The following is a 20480-nucleotide window of genomic DNA, read 5'->3' as shown; positions in this document are numbered from 1 at the left end:
ATTATTTTCTGCAGATTATCTTTTCAACTACGACAGGACTTCCAGTTCTTTTTACTTTTAAAGATTCATTATCTATTGTTATAATATCCCCTTCAGCAAATTCGCCAGTAATTCCTATTTCACAGTATATTGTTGGTTCAGGACATATTTTATCTATTGCGAGGAATTCATCGTATAGAACTAAGTTTCCATTTTCAATTTCCCCGACATCCCCGATTTTTACAATTTTATCAGCAATCATCATTACTTTTTGCATTTCAACCATTTTTAAAGATAATTCTTTTCTGTAGTTGAAAAGGTCATTTAAATCATTTTCAATTACTTTTTCAAGGTTATTCTCATAAGTTTCAACAAAGTAATATTCAAACTCATTACTTAACGTTGCATTTTCAATATTTTTTAGGATTTTTTCAAATAGTGCACTGATTTCCTTGGCACTCATCTTTAAAATTTTTTGAACGTGTTTTTTAATTTCTGATTCAACAAGATTTTTTATATATCTATTTCCAAATACAACGATTCCAGATCCGTTTTTAACCGATTTATTAGTTATCTGATCATTTTCAATATCGAGAATTACGCATTTTTCCTTTGTAAGGTACATTCTCCTTCTTTTAGATTCCCGTCCGATTGAAAGGACTTCGCCAGATAATACGTTTCCAAATTTTTTAACTTTTTCTCGCGTATCGTTAATATGGATCTTAACATCAAATTCAGAAGCTTTTTTTAATAACTCTTCATCAGTTCTAAGCTGTCCGGAGTACATAATCTCTTCAAGCTTTTCCCTATTACTTTCAATTCCGTTAAATAGTAAATTTCTTTTGTCGCCTGCAATAACGGCTCCATTTTTTCCATAATATCCAATAACAACGCTCAAAGTTTTTCACCTTATTATTACATAATATTTAAATAGTACTCTTAAGATATTATCAAATATTACAAAGTCACTATCTAGTACATGTAATGTTCAGTTAAGAAATTAGGGGAGGAGTAAAATGGTAGACATGGATAGAATAAGTATCTCATTACCTACAAACTTGCTTGCAGAGTTCGATGAAATAATCGAAGAAAGGGGCTACGCAAGCAGAAGTGAGGCCATAAGGGACTCTATCAGGGATTACTTAATAAAACATAAATGGATTCACAGTCTAGAAGGTCACAGGGCTGGAACGATCAGTATTATCTATGATCACCACTCTACTGACGTGATGGAGAAATTAACGACAATACAGCACGATTATGAAAAATTAATCGTTGCAACAATTCATATGCACCTTGATCACGACCACTGTATGGAGGTAGTTCTCGTTAAAGGGGATGCATCAGACATTAAGGACTTAACCGATAAACTTACGTCACAAAAGGGCGTAAAACAGGTAAAACTTACCGTAATGGTTCCAGGCGGAAACATTCCTCAATAACTAAACATGTTATTATTTTAACTTTTTATACTTTGAACATACACTCTTTTTATTATTTTTTATTTAAATCCAATTTCAGATCAATTTACACGGTGAATAGATGATAATCCCCAAAAAATACGAAAGAGTAACATTTGCATTATTGATGTCTGATGCAATGGCATTAGTAATGTCTTTGGCAATGACGCCGGTAAATCGTGGAGTTAGTTTCGAAGTTTTAGCATTTTGACCAAAGGTACTTTTAATCGGGTACTCTATAGCGTTCCCTACAGCATACTTTGTTTCACCAATTGTTGGACAAATAATTTCGAAAATAGTTATTAGATAATTTTAAATAATTTCAAAAATTACAAAATAGGTTCAAAACCTGCAGATTTTATTTCTTTCTGTTTTTTATATAGCAATTCTTCAAATTCATTTTCTAAAATCGAATTATTTAAAATAAAGTTTATTGTATGTCTTGTTTTATCATAATACTCCGGAGTTTCGATTAAATAATCTTTTTTAACATATCTTAAAAGGCAGGTATTCAAAAACATGCTGTATCCTTCTTCTAAAAGGTCTATCGCATAAAATGGGTTTTTTACAACTTTTGCTACCTTAAAATCTATTTTTTCATTTTTAAGGGTTTTCCAAACGATCCTGTGGGCTGAATAGTTAACCCCTAAAAGATTTTTATGGTCAAATTCATCCTTTGAAACCATTACAAAGTGGTCAAATGCAACCGGAACTGGATCACCAAGCCTGTAACTCCAGTAGGGGTCATCAATTCCAACAATACTCGTTAAATTTGATTTATAAAGTTTTAAAACATTGGAAAATGATGAAACAAGTACATCGTCGAAAAGAAGTCTCCCAACTTCTCCACTTATAAATCCACATGCAATAAATTTTTCTTTTGAAGTTCTTTCAAGGTATGCATTGTAAAAAGATACAATACGTTCCGCATCATCGGATAACATAGTTCCCGCAGGAGAAGAATGAATTAATTTTAAATCTAACTTATTTTCAAGCCTTTTTATCTGAATATTTACCGTTGATGGAGGTATTCCTAGAATTTCCGCAACTTTGTTCTGCGACTTTGTTTCAGAAACCAATTTCAATATTTCGACCTGAGTTTTTGTGACATGCTTACCTCTATAGTTTATATTCAATGTCACACTTAAATCAGATTCAGATAATTTGTTCACGGACAGCCCCCAAATATTGGTATATTATTATCTTTTACTCAAGTATTTTAAATTTATCAGGAGATATTATGAATTCTACGGAGATTTTAGAAAATTCAATTAAGGCATTTAAATTAATGGAAAAACACCACGAAAACATTACTAGTTTAGAAAGGGCCCTTTTTTTAGGGTGGTACTGTAATTTAGAAAACCCTTGTAAATTCTGCTTCATGTCGACACAAAAAGAAAAGATAAAAGACCCATTAAAAGCAAGAAGAAAGCCTGAATCCATTTTAGCAGAAAGCATAATCATGAAAAGAATTGGATGGAAGCTTGAATTTATTTCTGGTGGATATGGGTATAAAACTGAAGAATTAAACGACACTATCGAAATGGTTTCGTACGTTCAGCAGGCAAAACAGTATCTAAATGTTGGGATAATTGATTTCGAAAATTTAAATTTAAACAACGTTGAAGGGGTCGTCGGTGCAGTAGAAACCGTAAATCCAAAATTACACGAAGAATTGTGTCCTGGAAAACCACTATCAAACACGAAAGAAATGCTGAAAAAAGCAAAAGATATGGGACTTAAAACAGGAATTACGATAATTTTGGGCATGGGCGAAACTGAAGATGATATCGAAGTATTATTAAATTTAATTGAAGAATTAAATCTTGATAGAATTACCTTTTACTCCCTAAATCCCCAGGATGAAACAATCTTTCAAGGAAAAACCTCTGTAACAACACTCGAATACATGAACTGGGTTTCAAGTGTTAGGCTAACTTTCCCAAAAATAAAGATAATATCTGGAACTTGGGTTGATAAACTAACAAACATCGGACCGCTCGTAATGGCGGGATCAAATGTAATTACAAAATTCCCACTTTTTTCAATTTATGGCAAAAAAGAAGGAAAAACGGTAGAAAATGAGATATTATCAACAGGAAGAGAACTTTACAGCAGTTTTTCAGACCTTGATGTACTCAAAGGTGTAAAAACGCTTGAAAAAACAAAATACATGCCTGAAAAAATAGATATCTCTGAAAAAAATCTTGAAATGGTAAACAACCTTTCAAAACAGATCGATCAAAAAATAGAAAGCTATGTTAAAACAACGATTCGCAGATCTCAAAAATAATTTAATTTATTTATTATTTTAACTAATTTAAAATAACTAAAAGAACAACAAACCCATCCAGACTTTTTTATAATTTGTTATATATAGTTACAGATTCTAAATAGTTATAAATGATCTAATTTAAGCGGGATATTATGAAACACAGAAAGCTCGAAGAATCAGAAATCAGTGCTATAAAAGCGGCTATTTCGAGGTACATCGGTAAAAAAGCTGAAGAACTTGATTTTAAGAATTTTTTATTATTGAAAGGAAAATCAAAAAACGTAGTTTACGTAAGTTCCAAGGTTCTTAAATCTCTAGAAAATCACAAGGATATTTACAGTGTAGGGATAAATGTCGGCGAACTCGAAGAAATCTCTGGAAAAGAAAAGTTTTTACCCTCATTAGAAGGTATAAACATGGTTTCAAAGTACATTGAAAAGAATTATGCACGGGTAAATGAAAAAGGTGAAAGTCTATTCCTCTATGAAAGAGACGTTTTCGATACCTCAATTATCGAAGTCGTCGGGGATGGAAAAGTCGCAGTATTTAATGAAAACAAGGAATTACTCGGAATTGGAAAATACAACGGAAAATTAATTAAAAATATAATGGATCGTGGATGGTACTTAAGGCACGGCGGATAAATTGGTGACTGAAATGGAGTCTAAACAACTTATAAATAAGATTTTAAAGGACGTTTTAAAGAATATCGATGAATATTCAAGAGATCTTTTAATGGCAGAAACACTCGACATCGAATTCAAAGGATTTAATCTCTGGAATGAAACTGGTAAACGGTATTCTATAAAAAATTTATTGGATTGCGATGAATTACCAAGTTTTGAAGCAACAAATAGAAAATATTCCCTTAGAAAGGTAAATTTGAAGCACATCGACGATGGAATCATGATAATACATCTTTCTTCGCGAAAAGCAGACGATTACAGTTTTTCTGTAGATAATACTTTCGAAGTTATTTTAAAGACGTTTTCGACGGCGTCATACGAACACAGGGAAAGAATACTCCAGTGGAATGAACTGTCTGATGAAGAACTCGACATTAAAATTTCAGAATTCGATGTAAATCTGGAATCAATAGTTCAGAAAATCTCGGAAAATTCAAATATTTCAGAAGTTTTAGTATATATCGATGTATTCATGGATTTAGAAAAAATAGAAAACGTAATGGAACACGAAGATGAAAAATTAGTTCTCTGGCTGCATCCTGTATTTTTATTTTCAAAAGAATCGATATTAAAAGGACTTGTGGCATACGAATTGTCAAAATACAATAAAAGTTTAATTGAAGATCATTACAGAGATATTTTGGAATATTGCAAGGAATATCGCGAATTGTGCGGTAAAAATTTAAAAATAATTGAAAAAATTCGAGAAATTGCTGTAAAAAGAAAAGATTTTGATATTTTAAAAGAAATAGATCAAATGAACATGATTCAATAAGGGATATTATGAAATTTAGACAAAAACACGAAGATTTCATTGTAAATGAGATTTTAGAGTATGAATTGGATGATTCTGGAAATTATTCCTTATATAAACTTCAAAAAAATGGAATAGAAAATTTAAAAGCGATATCGTACCTTTCAAAAAATTTTGAAGTTCCAACAAAAGAAATCGGTTATTGCGGTTTAAAAGATAGACACGCAATTACAACGCAGTACGTTTCCATTCCAAATGAATATGGTAAATTATCTCTCGACGAAGATAATTTAAAGCTTGAATATGTCGGAACTATTAAAAAACCGCTAAAAATTGGAAAATTATACGGAAATCGGTTTGAAATTATCGCAAGGGCTGTTGATAAAAATGAATTTTTAAAAATTGCAGATAATATTCGAGCTTTAAGTTTGGGCGCACCAAATTATTACGATGAACAGAGATTTGGAAGTGTATTTAACGGTAAATTTATAGCAAAGGAAATTTTGAAGGGAAATTATGAAGAAGTCGTTAAAATACTTTTAACAAGCTATACGAAAAGTGAAAAAAAGCAAATAAAAGATTTAAAAAGATTTATCGATAAAAATTGGGGCAACTGGGACGAATGCCTAAAATACATCGATAAAAAGCAGATAAAAAGTAAAATGTTTAGAAACATGGTAAAATCGCTAAAATATGAAAATGATTTTAAAAAATCGTTTAAATATATGGATAATCGGTTGAAAGAGCTTTTTATATCTGCATATCAAAGCTACCTCTGGAATGAATGCTTAAAAGAGTTTTTAAAAGAGATTATTCCGCAGGAAAATAGAAAATATGTCGATTACTGCTGTGGAACATTTCTGTTTTATGAAAATATTGGCGAAGAATTATTTGATAAATTGAAAGAATTGGACTTTCCAACGATAGTTTCAGATGTGGAATACAGCGATTCAGAAAAAAAGATAATAAATGCAATTTTGAAGAAGGAACGGATTAAATTTTCAGATTTTGAAAAAATGGACTTTGGAAAATTAAAATACACGAAAAGACCGATTATTTCAATTCCTGAAGATGTTAATACTGGAACGTTCAAATCTGACGAATTAAACCAGAAAAAATATAAAATAGCTTTAGAATTTAGTTTAAAGAAGGGAAGCTATGCAACTATAATTTTAAAAAGGGTTTTTAGTATTTTATAATTTTTTTAATATTTATTTTAAGAGATTTTTATTAACAGTATTTACTTCAGCAATTTTTTCATCCAATTTTTCTTTATGTGTCGAAATTTTTGTATTAAATGAAGATATTGCCCTTTCCACTTCTTCTGGTGCAGGTCCACCGATTACATTTCTTAATTTGACGTTTTCAAAAGGATCGAGCGCAGTATCAATTTTTTCCTGACTTAAAGAGAGATTGTTTTTTTCAAGAACCTCTAAAATTATTTCTTTAATTTCAACTTTTTCTTCAATGGATCTCTTCACGAGTTCTCCAACAATTCCGTGCGCCATTCTAAACGCAATTCCGCATTCTCTAACGAGGGTATCTGCAAGTTCTGTTGCAGTAGAATAGTTTTTCTCTGCGTTTTCCTTCATTCTTTCTTTATTTACTTTAATAGTTGATATCATTCCGTCAACCATCTGAATACAGTCTATAAGTGTATAGACACTTTTCCAAAGATGCGGACTGATTTCTTGTAGATCTCTATTATACGTGTTTGGAAGCGCTTTCATGATTGTTAAAACTGTTACGAGTTCTCCATTTAACGTTGAAAGCTTTGCTCTTGTGATTTCAGCAACATCCGGATTTTTTTTTTGAGGCATTATCGAAGAAGTTGAAGTGTATTCATTTGCAATTTCAATCGTGTTAAATTCGGCACTCGAGAACACAACGAGTTCTTCACAAATTTTTGATAAATTTGTTCCAAGCATCGAGATATTTGCCATTGTTTCAACGATGAAATCTCTTGAAGACACCCCGTCCATTGAATTTTCAATAATGTCGTAAAATCCTAGAAGTTCTTGGGTTCTTTTTCTGTTGAGATTAAATCCTGTTGTCGCCATCGCACTGCATCCGAGAGGCGAGATATTTATCCTATTGTAAGTATCAAAAAACCTTGAAATATCCCGTTCAATTGCTGAAACATGACTTAAAATGTGATGTCCGAAAGTTACAGGTTGTGCCTGCTGCAAATGCGTGTATCCGACAGTGAGGGTTTCTTTATGCTCGTTTGAAACTTTAAGCATATTTTGTTCCATTGTAATCAAATGGCCAATTATTTCAAGAACTTTTTTCCTCAAGGAGAGCCTCAAATCAGTTGCAACTTCGTCATTTCGACTCCTTCCAGTATGCATCCTACCTGCAACATCTTCTCCGAGTTCTTTTATCAGTTCACTTTCAATTACCATGTGAATGTCATCAAGTGATGGATCGAGATCAAGGTTTTCCATGCCCTTTTCTGCTATTTTTTTAAGTTCTGCGATTATTTTTTTACCGTTTTCTTCTGAAATCACATTCTGTTCGATAAGCATCGTGGTGTGTGCAATATCGCATAAAATATCGCTTTCAAAGATTTCTTTATCAAATTCAAGGCTTGTAGTGAATTTCATCACGTCTTCCTTGACGTTGCTTCCAAGTCTTCCCCTTCTTAAAATGTTCATCAAAGTCACCTTTTTTAAATCAAAATAACTATTTCTTTAAACTATAAAAATTTTTGATGTTCTACCATAATGCACTTTTCCAAAACAACATCAAAACCGTTTTTCAAAACATAATCTACAGTTTCTTTATCTGAAGTTTCAAGCTGAAACCAGAATGCATTAAATCCTAATTTAACAGCTTCTTTGGCAATTGCAAGGGTTTTTGACTGGTTTACAAATATCGATACAATGTCTATTTTTTCTTTTATTTCGGAAATATTTGAATAAACATGATGATTTAATATTTTTTCGCCAGAATATTTTGGATTTATTAAATAAACGTTAAATCCAGATTCTATCAGATATTTAGAAACGAAAAAACTCGGGTTTTCACTATTTTTTGAAATTCCAACGATTGTAATATTTTTTGAAGAATTGAGGAGTTTTTTAATCTCTAAATCTTCTAAAATTTTCCCATAATTTGAATTTTTCAACTGATCTAAACGAGTCATTTAAGCACCATGTATTTTTATAGGTAATCACAATTATATGGTTATCAGCACTTATTTTTACGTGGGAAAAATGAATTTTATTGATTTATTCTGTGGATGTGGCGGGTTTTCGAGAGGATTTGTTGAAATGGGATTTAAACCACTTTTGGCAATTGAATTGGATGAAAACGCGGCAAATTCCTATGCTTTAAATTACAACGGAACGGTTTTTGAAAAAAAATTAAATGAAATTTTAGAAAAAGAAGTCTATTTTAAACTCGAAGATTTTTTAGTACAAGATGATATCGAAGAATTTAAAAAATTAAATAATTATGAAAATTTAAATCCTGTTGTAATCAATGAGGACATAAGGGAAATAAATTCAAAATACATATCGAATATAGTTAATAATAATTCTGATTCAAAAATTGATCTAATCATTGGGGGGCCACCTTGTGAAGGATACACGGGTGCAAATCCAAAGCGTGAAAAGATCCCATTCAACAGGCTTTATCGAGATCCTGTTGGAAGACTGGTTTTAGAATACATTCGAATTGTCGGAGATATTTCTCCGGAAGTTTTTGTAATGGAAAATGTTCCAGGGATTTTAAACTACGAAACCAGAGAACATTTGGAAAAAGAGTTTTCAAGAGTCGGTTTTGATGAAATATACTTTCATGTTTTCGATTCTGAAAATTACGGGAACCCCTCACTTAGAAAACGGGTAATTGTTTCAAATATTCCATTAAATCTTGAAAAAACTGACAATGTAGACGTTAAAACCGCTTTATCAAATATTGATAGAAATGCATTGAATAATGAAAAATATCCGCTCCCAGAAAAAATTGCAAAAGATATTCATAAAATTAAAATTGGCGGTTCAGCTGTCAAATTTAAGGCGTGCGGCGGGTTTTTGGATAATTATATACGACTTTCAATGGAGGGAAACTCTGAAACTGTAATGGGAAAGAGGAGATTTATACATCATGAGGAAGATCGGCTTTTAACTGTTCGAGAACAGGCAAGGCTCATGAGTTATCCAGACACCCATATTTTTGCAGGCGGAATTACTGCCCAGTACAATCAGGTTGGGGAAAGCGTTCCCCCTTCACTTTCACTGGTAATTGCAAAAGAAGTTAAAAAATATTTGAACAACAAATAAAAGATAAAATAAAAAAGGTGGATTTCATGTTTATCGCACTTCACAACACATTTAGTTCAAAACAGATAGAAGAATTTACAAAGACAGTTTTTGGAATGGGACTCGATTCAGTAATATTTACAAGAGCAACAGGTTCAGCGGCCCAAAATGGAATTCCGATCGCTCAGAAAATGGCGATAAAATTGAATAAAAATTTAATGTTTCTCGAAGATATCGATGACGCAGTAGAGATTTTAAACCCTGAAAGGGTAATATTAATAGCAGACAGTAAAATTGCAAACGAGAAAATCGACTTCAAATCAATTGGAAAAAGGGATTTAGTAATTTTTTCAGGAAACTCTTCAGGTTTTACAAAAAAGGAACTCGAAAAAGGAACTGCAATGCATATTTTGGAGAACAACATCGGCGCAATTGGCGAAGTTGCAATTTTCCTCTACAAAATGAACGAATAAATTATAATTTAATTAATCTGTGATTTTAGTGTTTCTAGACAACATGGAAAGTATTCGGGATTTGAATTTGATTGATGAAATAAATGATAGTTCAAACCTTAAATTAATTAAATATCGGTTAAAACTTTTATTCTGGAATAAAAACCTTGAAATATCAGATGAAGATAACGAAAAAGAATTTTTGGAGTTTTCAAGAGAATACCAGAATCTGCTCAGTATATGTAGTACTGGAGATATTGAAATATTTTCAGAAAAAATAGATTATTTGACACTCATACTTGCAGCAAACTCTAAAAATCACAATATCTACATCAAAAAGCTTGCAGAAGAATATGCAGAAAAAATACCTCTGGAAAACGAGGATTCGCGAGTAAATATCTGGGATTTTATCGATGTTGCGGCAAATTCGAGAAATAACGATTTACACCTTGAGAGAATGATTCTTGAAGGGGACATCGTTTTATTAAATCAAAAAAGGCAGTCAATCTATAATTTCGAAAAAATAAGGTTAAAAATTAAGAATTACGTTGACAAGGTTCGAAATGCACAAATGCCGAGGGAAATAAAGGATTTACTCTTGAAAAAAGCAGAAGAGGCATTTTCAGAAATTAAGATAGACTATAATATCGAAAGCGGAATTCGGGTAAGTACTAAAGAGTACTCTGGAGAAATCCCTGAAGACTGGCATCCGCCATGCATGAGGGAAATTTTAAACGATATCCTTTCAGGGGGTTCTCCTTCGCACTACGCAAGGCGTAGTTTTGTAGTTTATAGATTCGTGTCTCAATTCGATCCTAATTTAAGGCCAATTGAAGAAGGGACTCTTACAAATAAAAGTGCGCAGGATATCGCAACAGAAGATCAAATTGAACGCTTTTTAGACGAAATAATAAATATTTTTAAATCTGTCGGGGATTTCGATGTTGAAAAAACTAAATACTATATAAGTCATAATATTGGGTACAAAGTTGCAAACCATATTACGCACTGCGAGTACTGCAAGAACTGGCGTGATGATGGTGGAAAGGGTCTTGGATATTACTGTAGGCCTGATTCAACCTGTTCAAGGAAAGATATAATACATCCTCTTGATTACTTATGCCAAAACATTAACAGACATGTAAAAAAATCAGAATAACCGTGAAATTATGATAAACGACTTTTTAAACATTCAGGTACTTTTAGCCCCTGATTCCTACTCAAGAATTCAAAATCTTGATAAAGAAAATTTTTCAGATTTATTTAATAAGATAAAAGAATTTAAAAGTAAAAAGGACGATTTTATACTCCTTGATTCGCATTTTTTAAACATTTTTTTGGGAAATAATTTAAAAAATATTTTTGAAGAATACGGAAAATTCGATTTTTTAGCATACTATACGTCAAATGAAGTGATATCAGAAAATCAGGAGGTTATCGAACAAACGGATGATTTTGAACCTGTTGAAAAGGAAATTAAAAAAGAAACTAAAGCTTACGATCTCGATTTTGAAGACATCGAGGAAGAAGTACCTGAACTTGATGAAATACATAAAAAATTGGAAGAAGAGCGAAAAATAAGACTTTCAGAGATAAGGTCTATTCGAGAAAGTGTTAATAATAAAATAAACTACTATGCAAAAGATATCGATGCACAGATACACGTTTACGATGAATACGATGTTACTGGAAAATCAACATGTGAGGGAACACTCGATGACTTTGTAAAATATTTCAAGGATAGATGCAATACTTTAAGAAAAATAATCGAATTAAAGGTTCAAAAAAAAGCATACCCATTAAACCAGCTATTTAGGAGAAAAAAGGAAAATGAAGTTTTCATCGCAGGAATAGTGTCGGATGTGAATTCCACTAAAAACGGACATAAAATGATCGAACTCGAAGACGAAAATGGAACATTTAGACTTCTTTTAATGAAAGACAAAATGGACAAGGGAGATCTTCCATCAGACGTTCTTTTAGATGAAGTAATCGGTTTTGAGGGAACTATTAACGATAAAGGAGACTTAATGTTTGTTGATAGGGCTTTTAGGCCAGATATTACTCCAAAACCTACGAAAACAACGGACGAAAAGATATACACTGCATTCTTGTCAGACGTTCACGTTGGAAGCCACGAGTTTTCAAACAAGGTATTTGCAAAATTCATCAAATTTTTAAACGGGGAAGTAAATAGCGGTTTAGAAGAAAAAATAGTAAGTAGATTGAAATATATTTCAATTGCAGGAGATTTGGTGGATGGAGTTGGAATTTATCCCGGTCAGGAGTATGACCTCTATGACGTGGATATACTTTCGCAGTATGCGGAAATTGCAGCTTATTTAGAGCAGGTTCCCGAACATATAAAATTCATAATCTCCCCGGGAAACCACGATGCGCTAAGACCTGCGGAACCGCAGCCAACGTTTGATGAATCGATAACAAGTCTGTTTCCAAAAGAAAATGTAACTTTTGTTGGAAATCCTGGCGTTGTAAACATTCACGGCCTTGATTTGTTGTTGTACCACGGTAGAAGTTTTGATGACATTATCGGACAGATTTCAGTAGCCCAATATACAAACCCTCCATCAATTATGAAAGAACTTTTAAAAAGAAGGCATTTATGTCCTACATACGGTGGAAGGTGCCCGATAGCTCCAGAACATATCGATTACCTTGCAATACACACAGAACCTGACATTTTCCACACCGGACACATTCACATCAACGGATATGGTAATTATCACGGGGTTAGGATGATAAACAGCGGTACGTTTCAGGAACAAACCGATTTCCAAAAGAGAATGGGCATCAAGCCTACGCCTGGAATTGTTCCGATACAGGATTTATCCAAAAAAGAAACTCACATAATCGAATGGAATCAGGGAAAAATCGAAATAAGTTAAATTTTTTATTTTATTTTTTATTTTTTAGATAACATTTTTAATTTATCCATTCCAGCTTTTTTAATCGCTTTTTTCATTTCTTTAACTGCTTCTGGGTCTTTTTCAGTTAAAGTTCCGGTTACAATTACGTCTGCACCACTCATGACTTTTTCGTAAGCAACTTCTGGAGTTCTTATTCCTCCGCCAACGATGATATTTATTCCGCTTAATTTTTTGGAAATTCCAATCATTTCGTTGTTTACCGGATATTCTGCACCGCTTCCAGCTTCAAGGTAAACCCACCTCATTCCAAAGTATGATGCTGAAAGGCTGTAAATTCCCGCAATTTCAGGTTTTTTCTGCGGGATTTCATTTACTTCGCCGACAAATCCAACAGCAGTTTTACTTATTGGTTCAATTCCAAGGTAGGCCATTGGGAGTGTTTCAAGTCCGTATTTTTTAATTGTGAGGGCTCCAAGTGTTGGTGCAGTCATGTTCCAGTACGTGTTTTTTGAATTCATCAAAGTCATGAACAATACTGCATCAGCTTCTTTTGTAACGCCATCAACGTTTCCAGGGAATAAAATTACTGGGAGGCCCGTGATTTCTTTGATTTCTTTTGTAACTTCATCAAGGCTGATTATTCCAATACTTCCCCCGATAATTATCGCATCAGCGTAATTCTTAACGTGATTTGCGATTTCTCGGTAGTTCTTTTCATCAGGGTCGATAAGTACGAAGTAAGCTGCGCCATCTTCTTCGATAATTTTATTTAATTTCGATTCAACTTCACCAATTTTTATCTGCATAATGGCCCTCTATAATGTCTTAATTTTGATTTCATGACGTTATGATATTTCATTTATTTATTAATTTAGGTATAATTTTAAGACGTATTCTTTTAGATTTTATCCAAATATGGATATTTTTCAATCAGAATGGTAAAAAAAGGCAAATAATTGATTTATAAAAATATGATAAATAATAATGATTATCACAAATAGGTTTATATCCTGCAAAGAATTACCATACTAGTCCACTAGTGGATAGTTAGATACGGTGAAAATATGGAACAGATAATAATGGTAACTTTGGGAGCTTATGCGGCATTTTTGGCTATAATGTCACATGTAGCTTACAAAGTATACCTTAAAAGATTTATAAAATTCTAAAAATCGATAACAATCTTTTCTATTTTCTTATTTTAAATTAAAAAAGTAAATATTAAAATTATTTTTCTATAATGGTTTCTTTAATCGCCATTCCAAAGTGTCGCGCGTTTTCATCAGGTTTTATCAACACTTTTGTCCCAACTTTTAAATCAACAACTGAAACCGGTTTTCCATCTTCTCCAACTAGACGGATTGTTTCTGCATTTTGGAGGATTGTTCTTAAATTTTCTCCGTTGTATTCTGCTTCAACAAGGAAAAGTGGTCTTTTTTCGATTTTTACGCGTCCGATAATAGATTCTCTCGTTTCACCGTTTTTATTAACGACCAAAACTTTATCGCCTGCTTTTAAATCGCTTAAATATTTTGTTTTATTTTCCGGGCACAAGATATAGGCATGAACAGGTCCGGCATTTACCCTAAATGGTCTTGTAGCGACATATGGGTTTTCAACGGTTTCTGAATGGACTAAAAACATTCCTCTTGAGTATGATCCAATTAACATTCCTTCTCCCATTTCCATCATTGAGCAGGTGTCAATACATACCCTATCTCCACTTCCGACAGGTTCGATTTTTGTAACCGTTGCATAGTCGAGTTTTACGCTTTCAGAATTCATTCTTTCGATTAATTTTGAGAAATCTTTTACTTCGTTGATATCTTTTGGAATCAAAACAACTCCATCGACACCTTTTTCCAAAATTTCGTATGCAGCTTCCGCATCTTTTACATTAGTTACAACTGAAACGAGTTTTATTTCTTCTCCGAATAAATCTGCGATGATATTTTCAAGAGGAATAATTGTCCAGTCGCTTCCTTCCAAAATAACGTAATCGACAAAATCGAGTTTGCTTACTTCTGTTGCGTATATTTCATCGTCTTTAGTATTTATTACAACATAAACTGCAGTTTCCTTTCCAGAAAGTTTTGCAGATTTTAAAATCTCCAAATCTTCCCCTTTATTAATTAATACAACGTCTGCATCGAGACTATCAGAAACAATCTTTATATTTCCAAGTTCCCTTACCGAGTTTATTTCTTCCCTTTTGACCAAGATTCCAGGAATTGAACTTTCAAGAGCATCTTTTACAGAGTCTATTCTCTCTTCGGAATCGTTTCCCGTTGTTTTTATCCATCCAAATTTCATATATTCACCATGCCTATATTTTGAACCAAATACGCCGTATTGATTCTTGAATTGATATGTATTTAATCTATATATTTTTATTTATAATTAATTAGTATATTTAATTAAACAAAATGCTAGTGGTTAGGATGCTCTCAAAGATTTGTAAAAATTGCTCTTATACTATGAATTACCTATTTTCAAAAGAATGGTTTCAGGTACTCGTAATTGCAACGGTTTCAGCAGTGCTTGCTTATTACTCCCTGTTTTATTTTGCGTGGGGGTCAGGTTTTGATGAAAATTTAAGATATATTTTAAGTACTCTACCGCAAACTCAAGGGGCAATTGTAGGAATTGTTGCGTCGATATCAATTGTGGCAATCCAGATGGTAAGCCAGCAGTATTCAACGAGAATTACGCATCTATTACTCAATAAATCGTTTTGGGGATTTATAATAGCATATATCGTTTCAATGAGTTACGAAGTTTTGATACTTGGTTTCATGCCAACAGCAAGAATTCCGGTTATTATTGGAGGATATGAAGTACCGTACTTTATTTTAATCGGTATTTTATTCTTTTTCGTTTATTTCGACTTTTTAATACTCATACCTTACATGAAAAATACGATCAATGGATTAAAGCCTGAAAATGTTATTGAAAGTTTGATAAATTCTATTTCAAAAAGCGAAATAAAAAATTACAAACCTCTCGACTCTGAAAATAAAGATTACCGCTCTGCAAGAAAGATACCAAAAAACACGCTGAGAACAGTTTATTACATAATTGAAAAAAGTCTGAAATCTGATCACTACATGACTGCAAGAAATGGAATAATTCTTCTTGGAGCAAACTACTCAGTTTTAGCAAAAAAAGGTAAGTTTAAAAATAAAAAATTCTTCGAAAGCTACATCGATAACCTCAAAAATTTAGGATTAAATGCTTACGGAACTTCATTTTCTATTTCAAGAGAGGCAATAATTTCGCTTGAAAAAATTTCAAAGTACGAACTTAAACGAAACTATGACTTATCTTTAAGGGCATTAAAAGGAATTAAAAAAATCGGGCTTTTGTATGCACAGGAATTTGAATCAAAGATTGATAATGCAGACGAAAAAGAGTTAATTCATATTGTTTTTGAAAAACTTAGAAATATTATAAAATTTATACTTTCAAAACCAAAAAATAACGAAAAAATAAGTCCGGAACAAACAGAGTTCAAAATTATGATGTATTCTGAAATTTTAAAAACTTTTGAAGTTATTTTAGAAAAATTAAAGTCAAGAGATATTTTGAAAAATGAAGCAGCTGCAACTTTGATTTTGGATTCACTGCATAGTTTTTCAAAACCTGCAACTGAATTTATACTAAAAAATGAAAATTCAGAATTTTTATCAGAAATTACAATTCAAACTTCAGAAACACTGAAAAATTTCGTAAAATTAAGTTTTGAAACAAAAGAAGAAAATGTAGAAAATGAACAGTTAAACGATTATTTAAAAGAAATCGTGAAAATTTACGGAGTAATTTTAGATTCAACATATGAAAAAACAAATGAAAAGGCGTTGGATAAGATTTTATCGGATATTTCAGAAATTTGGGATATTTCACAGAATAATTTCAAACGAATCTTTGGACTGGGCGATATTATTGAAAATATCGATAATACTGAAAAAATAAAATATGCAGACGAGTTAAGAGAACAATTATTGGAAAAAATTTCAAAATAATATAATACTTAAAATTTTATAGCACCATGGAAAAGTAGTATTAAAAAATAAAAGTGTGAAAAAATCGAAAAAGTACTAAGTTCAATAAGGGAAATGGAAGATAACGACTGGAAACTTTTAAAAATAATTGAAATTTCAATGAAAAATCACGAATGGGTACCTATTCAGGATTTAAGACGAAAAACGGGATTTCATGAAAAAGAAGTAGTTTTCAGGCTCGGAAGATTGAATAAATTTAAGTTTACTAACAAGTCTAATTATGGATACAGGCTCTCTCACTGGGGCTATGACGCTTTAGCAATGAATGCATTTATAAAAAAGGAATTAATTGCAGGAATTGGTGGAAAAGTGGGCGTTGGAAAGGAAGGGGATGTTTATCACGTAATGCTCACGAATCACCGTGAAGCGGTTATGAAATTCCACCAGCTTGGAAGAACCTGTTTTTCAATGGGAAAACGATACAGAGAATATCTTGCAAATAAAAGACATATCAGCTGGCTTTATGCTTCAAGGCTCACCGCTGCAAGAGAGTTTGAAGTTTTAACCATGCTTTTTCCAGTTGTAAAAGTTCCTGAACCAATCGAACAGAACCGGCATGCAATAATTATGGGAAAACTTCACGGGGAAGAATTAAAGCGTGTTAATCTACTCGAGATAAATGTGGATCCTGAAGAATTTTTTTGGAAATTAATGGCAGAAGTTAAAAAAACGTATGATTTAGGAATTATTCATGGAGATTTAAGTGAATTTAATATATTGATTGATTCAGAAGGCGATTTTGTAATTATTGACTGGCCTCAAGCAATTGAAGTTGGAAAAAAAGGAAAATTGGACAAATTGCCATTTGAAGAAGTGGAATACGATGAAGAATACTACTTAAAAAGAGATATTGAAAACGTGCTTCGATACTTTAAAAAGTACGGAATCGATAAAGACGTGGATAAATTATATAATTATGTTCTTGGAGATATTAGTAGCGAAAATGTTTAATGGATTTTTCAATAATTTACGGATATTTCGGTGATTTAATGACAAAAGTTAACTTCATGCAGGGAAACATGGCATGTGTTGAAGGTGCAATAAAGGCAGGATGCAGGTTTTTTGGAGGATATCCAATCACCCCTTCAACCGAGATTGCAGAAGGAATGGCAAAAAGACTTCCAAAAATCGGCGGATTTTATTCGCAGATGGAAGATGAAATTGCAAGTATTGCATCAATAATCGGTGCAAGCTGGGCAGGTGCAAAATCGATGACTGCAACAAGTGGCCCTGGAATGAGTTTAATGCTTGAAAATATCGGTTACGCTTACATGACTGAAACACCTTGCGTTTTAGTAAATGTTCAAAGGGGTGGCCCTTCAACAGGACAGCCAACCGCAGCAGCTCAGGGAGACATGATGCAAGTTAGGTGGGGAAGTCATGGGGACTACGAACCTATCGCGTTATGTCCATCATCAGTTCAGGAAATGTATGATTTTACAATGATTGCTTTCAATTACGCAGAAAAATACAGAATACCTGTTTTTGTAATGGCAGATGAAATTTTAGGGCACATGAGAGAAAAAGTAGTTTTACACGATGATATTGAAGTAATAAACCGTGAAAAACCGGCAGAAAAACCATGCGATAAACCATATCCATTTGATAAGCAAGTTCCTCCAATGCCAACATTTGGTGAAGGATACAATGTTCACGTGACGGGTTTAACGCACGGTGAAAACGGATACCCTGATGTTTCAGCAGAAACACACGACAAACTAGTCAGAAGAATTTGCAATAAAATTTTGGAAAATAAAGATGATATTGTATTATATGAAGGAAAGTACATGGACAGCGAAACAATGTTCATCTGTTACGGAACCCCTTCAAGAACTGTAAAATACACGGTCGAATCTTTAAGGGAACAAGGACAGGACGTTGGATACATCCGGTTAAAAACAGTATTTCCATTTCCAGACAAATTGATAGCAGGATTGAAAGCATCAAAAATAATAGTTCCTGAAATGAATTTAGGGCAGATTTCTGGAGAAGTCATGAAATACGCAAAATGTGACGTAGTAGGCTGTGGAAAAATCGGTGGAGAACTCCACAGGCCTGAAGAATTAAAAGAATTAATTTAAAAATTTTAAAAAAGTTATTTTATTTTTATTTTAAAGAATTTAAAATCGCATTTATTATCTCTTCGTTAGAAATTCTTTCTGCATCTTTTGAACAGAAGTCTATTCTTATATTTTTACTTGCACCAGGCATACCTGCTGCGGTAATTGTAACTATTCCATAGTTTTCAAGTAATTTTAGTGCAGTTTCGATTAATTTTTCTTCTGACGGATTTTTTATTATAAATCCTGTCGGAGTTTTTTCATAATCAAGTTTTTCAGCTTCAAAACAAGCTAGATCTATTTTTTCTGCACGTTCAAATGCATTTTTTAAAGTATTTAGATCAAAGTTTTCAAGGGCAGTTACAACTGCGGCCATTATCGGAGCCTGTGCTTCAAGTCCAAATTTCATGCCTTCAGAATAGATCTGATCAACTAAATTTTTATTTCCCCCGAGAAGGCCGGCTCTTGGACCTTCCATGAGTTTGTCCATACTGGTTACAACTAGATCTGCACCCATTTCAAGAGCAGGAAATTTTCCATAAAGTCTTCTAAGGCGAGCACCTGATGCATCATCAAAAAATACTGGAGAATTTTTAGATTTTGCATAAGATATTATTTTTCCAGCAATTTCATCGGAAACTATTCTATGATCCATTGTAGCCCCGGTTATCACTGTTAATGTATTTTCATCAATTTTTGATATGATTTCTTCCAATGAATCACTTTCAAAGTATTCCATTCCAAAAATTCCGCAACTTCGTGGAATTGATGGATGTGCAGGTTTTTCTGGAACGTAGTGAACCAGTTTCTTAAACGACTTTGAAAGAGCCATAATTGTAGATAATATCGCTGAAGAAGTCCTGTTAAAACATACTACGTTATGGATTTCAGAATTCCCCGATAAATGGTTTAATCCAGCGTTAGTTATCTTTTCTGAAAATATGGCGGGTCCGACATACGTTTCAATTAATTTTAAATGTTCTTCACATATTTCAAATCCGCCACAAAGTCCTGTTAAGTCATAAATGCTGGTTCTACCAGTATCATTTATTTTTTTTCTTAGTATTTCTCTTGCGGTATTTACACGGTTTAATTCTGAAAGACTGTCCATAACTACACCTTGATAATTGAAATTATGTTAACCTGCTCCACATCCGCAACCGCGTTCCGCAGCATCGAGGTCAATTTCTTCTCCGATTATTTTTTCAATCAGCTCTTCTTCTGATTCTTTCTTTTCGATTTTTTTGTGATCTGTAACTTCTAGAAGTTCGGGTTTGTAAAATATATTATTTTCCAAAAGAACCCATTCTTCATCGTTTTCTGATTTAATTGATTTGACGGTTCCATGCGTTCCTGTGTTGATGTATTTTACATAGGAACCGATTTCTATGAGTTTACCATTACGGTCAAGAGTCATAGAATCACCTCATTTTTAATATTCATTCGTGTGAAATATATACTATCGTTTTAAACCTAAAAACATTGCACTATCCATATCACTTGCATATTATGCAATTGAAGTGAACACCTGACTGAAACACTCAGGTGCGATGTAAGCCTACAATCTAGGTGAAACCTAGATAGCAACCAAATGTCA

The 20480-nt window shown here is 32.7% G+C and carries 21 protein-coding genes; 13 read left to right on the top strand and 8 right to left on the bottom strand.

The window, feature by feature from the left end:
- Position 1: 1 nt before the first annotated feature.
- On the bottom strand, positions 2-877 hold the full coding sequence (locus HNP90_RS09190) for an MJ0548 connectase family domain-containing protein (protein WP_011977398.1): 876 nt from the start codon (positions 875-877) through the stop codon (positions 2-4).
- A 118-nt stretch (positions 878-995) separates the two neighbouring features.
- Between HNP90_RS09190 and nikR the strand changes: the two genes are divergently transcribed.
- Entirely contained in the window at positions 996-1421 is a 426-nt protein-coding gene (gene nikR, locus HNP90_RS09185; RefSeq protein ID WP_011977397.1) for a nickel-responsive transcriptional regulator NikR, read from the top strand.
- A 100-nt stretch (positions 1422-1521) separates the two neighbouring features.
- Positions 1522-1650: a hypothetical protein gene (locus tag HNP90_RS09465; protein ID WP_011977396.1), complete on the top strand. Its 129-nt coding sequence runs from the start codon at positions 1522-1524 to the stop codon at positions 1648-1650.
- 118 nt (positions 1651-1768) lie between these two features.
- Here HNP90_RS09465 and HNP90_RS09175 read toward each other — a convergent pair whose 3' ends face one another.
- Positions 1769-2611 (bottom strand): helix-turn-helix domain-containing protein, encoded by an 843-nt coding sequence (locus HNP90_RS09175; RefSeq protein ID WP_011977395.1) that lies wholly within the window; start codon positions 2609-2611, stop codon positions 1769-1771.
- Between the two features lie 68 nt (positions 2612-2679).
- On the opposite strand from HNP90_RS09175, the gene HNP90_RS09170 reads away from it, so the two are divergent.
- The 4 genes from HNP90_RS09170 (at position 2680) to truD (ending at position 6353) form a co-directional block, all read left to right on the top strand.
- Positions 2680-3732 carry a radical SAM protein gene (locus HNP90_RS09170; protein WP_011977394.1) on the top strand — a complete coding sequence of 351 codons (1053 nt, stop codon included), beginning with the start codon at positions 2680-2682 and terminating at the stop codon, positions 3730-3732.
- Between the two features lie 134 nt (positions 3733-3866).
- Positions 3867-4358 (top strand): PUA domain-containing protein, encoded by a 492-nt coding sequence (locus HNP90_RS09165; RefSeq protein ID WP_011977393.1) that lies wholly within the window; start codon positions 3867-3869, stop codon positions 4356-4358.
- Between the two features lie 13 nt (positions 4359-4371).
- The gene (locus tag HNP90_RS09160) at positions 4372-5175 is read left to right on the top strand and encodes a hypothetical protein (RefSeq protein WP_011977392.1); all 804 of its coding nucleotides are present in this window, start codon (positions 4372-4374) and stop codon (positions 5173-5175) included.
- Between the two features lie 8 nt (positions 5176-5183).
- The gene (gene truD, locus HNP90_RS09155; protein ID WP_011977391.1) at positions 5184-6353 is read left to right on the top strand and encodes a tRNA pseudouridine(13) synthase TruD; all 1170 of its coding nucleotides are present in this window, start codon (positions 5184-5186) and stop codon (positions 6351-6353) included.
- 12 nt (positions 6354-6365) lie between these two features.
- On the opposite strand, the gene argH is transcribed toward truD, so the two are convergent.
- Together argH and HNP90_RS09145 are read right to left on the bottom strand one after the other, a co-directional pair.
- Positions 6366-7811 (bottom strand): argininosuccinate lyase, encoded by a 1446-nt coding sequence (argH, locus tag HNP90_RS09150; protein WP_011977390.1) that lies wholly within the window; start codon positions 7809-7811, stop codon positions 6366-6368.
- Positions 7812-7852: 41 nt separating this feature from the next.
- Positions 7853-8302 carry a CoA-binding protein gene (locus HNP90_RS09145; protein ID WP_011977389.1) on the bottom strand — a complete coding sequence of 150 codons (450 nt, stop codon included), beginning with the start codon at positions 8300-8302 and terminating at the stop codon, positions 7853-7855.
- A gap of 70 nt (positions 8303-8372) precedes the next feature.
- On the opposite strand from HNP90_RS09145, the gene HNP90_RS09140 reads away from it, so the two are divergent.
- From HNP90_RS09140 to HNP90_RS09125, 4 genes are read left to right on the top strand one after another with little or no spacing between them, the layout of a single operon-like run.
- Complete coding sequence (locus HNP90_RS09140) at positions 8373-9443, top strand: DNA cytosine methyltransferase (RefSeq protein WP_048060427.1); 1071 nt, start codon at positions 8373-8375, stop codon at positions 9441-9443.
- 26 nt (positions 9444-9469) lie between these two features.
- Positions 9470-9895, top strand: a complete 426-nt coding sequence (locus tag HNP90_RS09135) for a RecB-family nuclease (protein ID WP_011977387.1) — start codon at positions 9470-9472, stop codon at positions 9893-9895.
- A gap of 28 nt (positions 9896-9923) precedes the next feature.
- Complete coding sequence (locus HNP90_RS09130) at positions 9924-11033, top strand: hypothetical protein (protein ID WP_011977386.1); 1110 nt, start codon at positions 9924-9926, stop codon at positions 11031-11033.
- A gap of 10 nt (positions 11034-11043) precedes the next feature.
- Positions 11044-12780 carry a DNA-directed DNA polymerase II small subunit gene (locus HNP90_RS09125; protein WP_011977385.1) on the top strand — a complete coding sequence of 579 codons (1737 nt, stop codon included), beginning with the start codon at positions 11044-11046 and terminating at the stop codon, positions 12778-12780.
- Positions 12781-12797: 17 nt separating this feature from the next.
- Here the strand turns inward: HNP90_RS09125 and HNP90_RS09120 are convergent, their stop codons facing one another.
- The gene (locus HNP90_RS09120) at positions 12798-13568 is read right to left on the bottom strand and encodes a phosphoglycerol geranylgeranyltransferase (protein ID WP_011977384.1); all 771 of its coding nucleotides are present in this window, start codon (positions 13566-13568) and stop codon (positions 12798-12800) included.
- A 421-nt stretch (positions 13569-13989) separates the two neighbouring features.
- Entirely contained in the window at positions 13990-15075 is a 1086-nt protein-coding gene (locus HNP90_RS09115) for a 3-dehydroquinate synthase II (protein WP_011977383.1), read from the bottom strand.
- 128 nt (positions 15076-15203) lie between these two features.
- Between HNP90_RS09115 and HNP90_RS09110 the strand changes: the two genes are divergently transcribed.
- From HNP90_RS09110 to HNP90_RS09100, 3 genes are all read left to right on the top strand, one after another.
- A complete protein-coding gene (locus HNP90_RS09110; RefSeq protein WP_048060426.1) occupies positions 15204-16784 on the top strand; it encodes a DUF2254 family protein in 1581 nt (526 codons plus the stop codon).
- Positions 16785-16877: 93 nt separating this feature from the next.
- Entirely contained in the window at positions 16878-17774 is an 897-nt protein-coding gene (locus tag HNP90_RS09105) for an RIO1 family regulatory kinase/ATPase domain-containing protein (RefSeq protein ID WP_011977381.1), read from the top strand.
- Between the two features lie 38 nt (positions 17775-17812).
- Positions 17813-18904 (top strand): 2-oxoacid:acceptor oxidoreductase subunit alpha, encoded by a 1092-nt coding sequence (locus HNP90_RS09100; protein WP_011977380.1) that lies wholly within the window; start codon positions 17813-17815, stop codon positions 18902-18904.
- 25 nt (positions 18905-18929) lie between these two features.
- On the opposite strand, the gene HNP90_RS09095 is transcribed toward HNP90_RS09100, so the two are convergent.
- Together HNP90_RS09095 and HNP90_RS09090 are read right to left on the bottom strand one after the other, a co-directional pair.
- Positions 18930-19994, bottom strand: a complete 1065-nt coding sequence (locus tag HNP90_RS09095) for a TIGR03576 family pyridoxal phosphate-dependent enzyme (RefSeq protein WP_011977379.1) — start codon at positions 19992-19994, stop codon at positions 18930-18932.
- A gap of 27 nt (positions 19995-20021) precedes the next feature.
- On the bottom strand, positions 20022-20300 hold the full coding sequence (locus HNP90_RS09090; protein WP_011977378.1) for a DUF2098 domain-containing protein: 279 nt from the start codon (positions 20298-20300) through the stop codon (positions 20022-20024).
- Positions 20301-20480: the final 180 nt, after the last annotated feature.

Origin of the sequence: Methanococcus maripaludis (genome assembly GCF_013760955.1) — an archaeon.
Taxonomy (GTDB): domain Archaea; phylum AGJL01; class Methanococci; order Methanococcales; family Methanococcaceae; genus Methanococcus; species Methanococcus maripaludis_A.
This window is presented reverse-complemented; position numbering and strand designations above follow the sequence as displayed.

Bases quoted from the DNA above. Each gene is read 5' to 3' on its own strand.
- HNP90_RS09095 (WP_011977379.1), bottom strand. From the start codon at position 19,994: ATGGACAGTCTTTCAGAATTAAACCGTGTAAATACCGCAAGAGAAATA.
- HNP90_RS09135 (WP_011977387.1), top strand. From the start codon at position 9,470: ATGTTTATCGCACTTCACAACACATTTAGTTCAAAACAGATAGAAGAA.
- HNP90_RS09170 (WP_011977394.1), top strand. From the start codon at position 2,680: ATGAATTCTACGGAGATTTTAGAAAATTCAATTAAGGCATTTAAATTA.
- nikR (WP_011977397.1), top strand. From the start codon at position 996: ATGGTAGACATGGATAGAATAAGTATCTCATTACCTACAAACTTGCTT.
- argH (WP_011977390.1), bottom strand. From the start codon at position 7,811: ATGAACATTTTAAGAAGGGGAAGACTTGGAAGCAACGTCAAGGAAGAC.
- truD (WP_011977391.1), top strand. From the start codon at position 5,184: ATGAAATTTAGACAAAAACACGAAGATTTCATTGTAAATGAGATTTTA.
- HNP90_RS09110 (WP_048060426.1), top strand. From the start codon at position 15,204: ATGCTCTCAAAGATTTGTAAAAATTGCTCTTATACTATGAATTACCTA.
- HNP90_RS09165 (WP_011977393.1), top strand. From the start codon at position 3,867: ATGAAACACAGAAAGCTCGAAGAATCAGAAATCAGTGCTATAAAAGCG.
- HNP90_RS09120 (WP_011977384.1), bottom strand. From the start codon at position 13,568: ATGCAGATAAAAATTGGTGAAGTTGAATCGAAATTAAATAAAATTATC.
- HNP90_RS09100 (WP_011977380.1), top strand. From the start codon at position 17,813: ATGACAAAAGTTAACTTCATGCAGGGAAACATGGCATGTGTTGAAGGT.
- HNP90_RS09105 (WP_011977381.1), top strand. From the start codon at position 16,878: ATGGAAGATAACGACTGGAAACTTTTAAAAATAATTGAAATTTCAATG.
- HNP90_RS09160 (WP_011977392.1), top strand. From the start codon at position 4,372: ATGGAGTCTAAACAACTTATAAATAAGATTTTAAAGGACGTTTTAAAG.
- HNP90_RS09140 (WP_048060427.1), top strand. From the start codon at position 8,373: ATGAATTTTATTGATTTATTCTGTGGATGTGGCGGGTTTTCGAGAGGA.
- HNP90_RS09090 (WP_011977378.1), bottom strand. From the start codon at position 20,300: ATGACTCTTGACCGTAATGGTAAACTCATAGAAATCGGTTCCTATGTA.
- HNP90_RS09145 (WP_011977389.1), bottom strand. From the start codon at position 8,302: ATGACTCGTTTAGATCAGTTGAAAAATTCAAATTATGGGAAAATTTTA.
- HNP90_RS09465 (WP_011977396.1), top strand. From the start codon at position 1,522: ATGATAATCCCCAAAAAATACGAAAGAGTAACATTTGCATTATTGATG.
- HNP90_RS09115 (WP_011977383.1), bottom strand. From the start codon at position 15,075: ATGAAATTTGGATGGATAAAAACAACGGGAAACGATTCCGAAGAGAGA.
- HNP90_RS09125 (WP_011977385.1), top strand. From the start codon at position 11,044: ATGATAAACGACTTTTTAAACATTCAGGTACTTTTAGCCCCTGATTCC.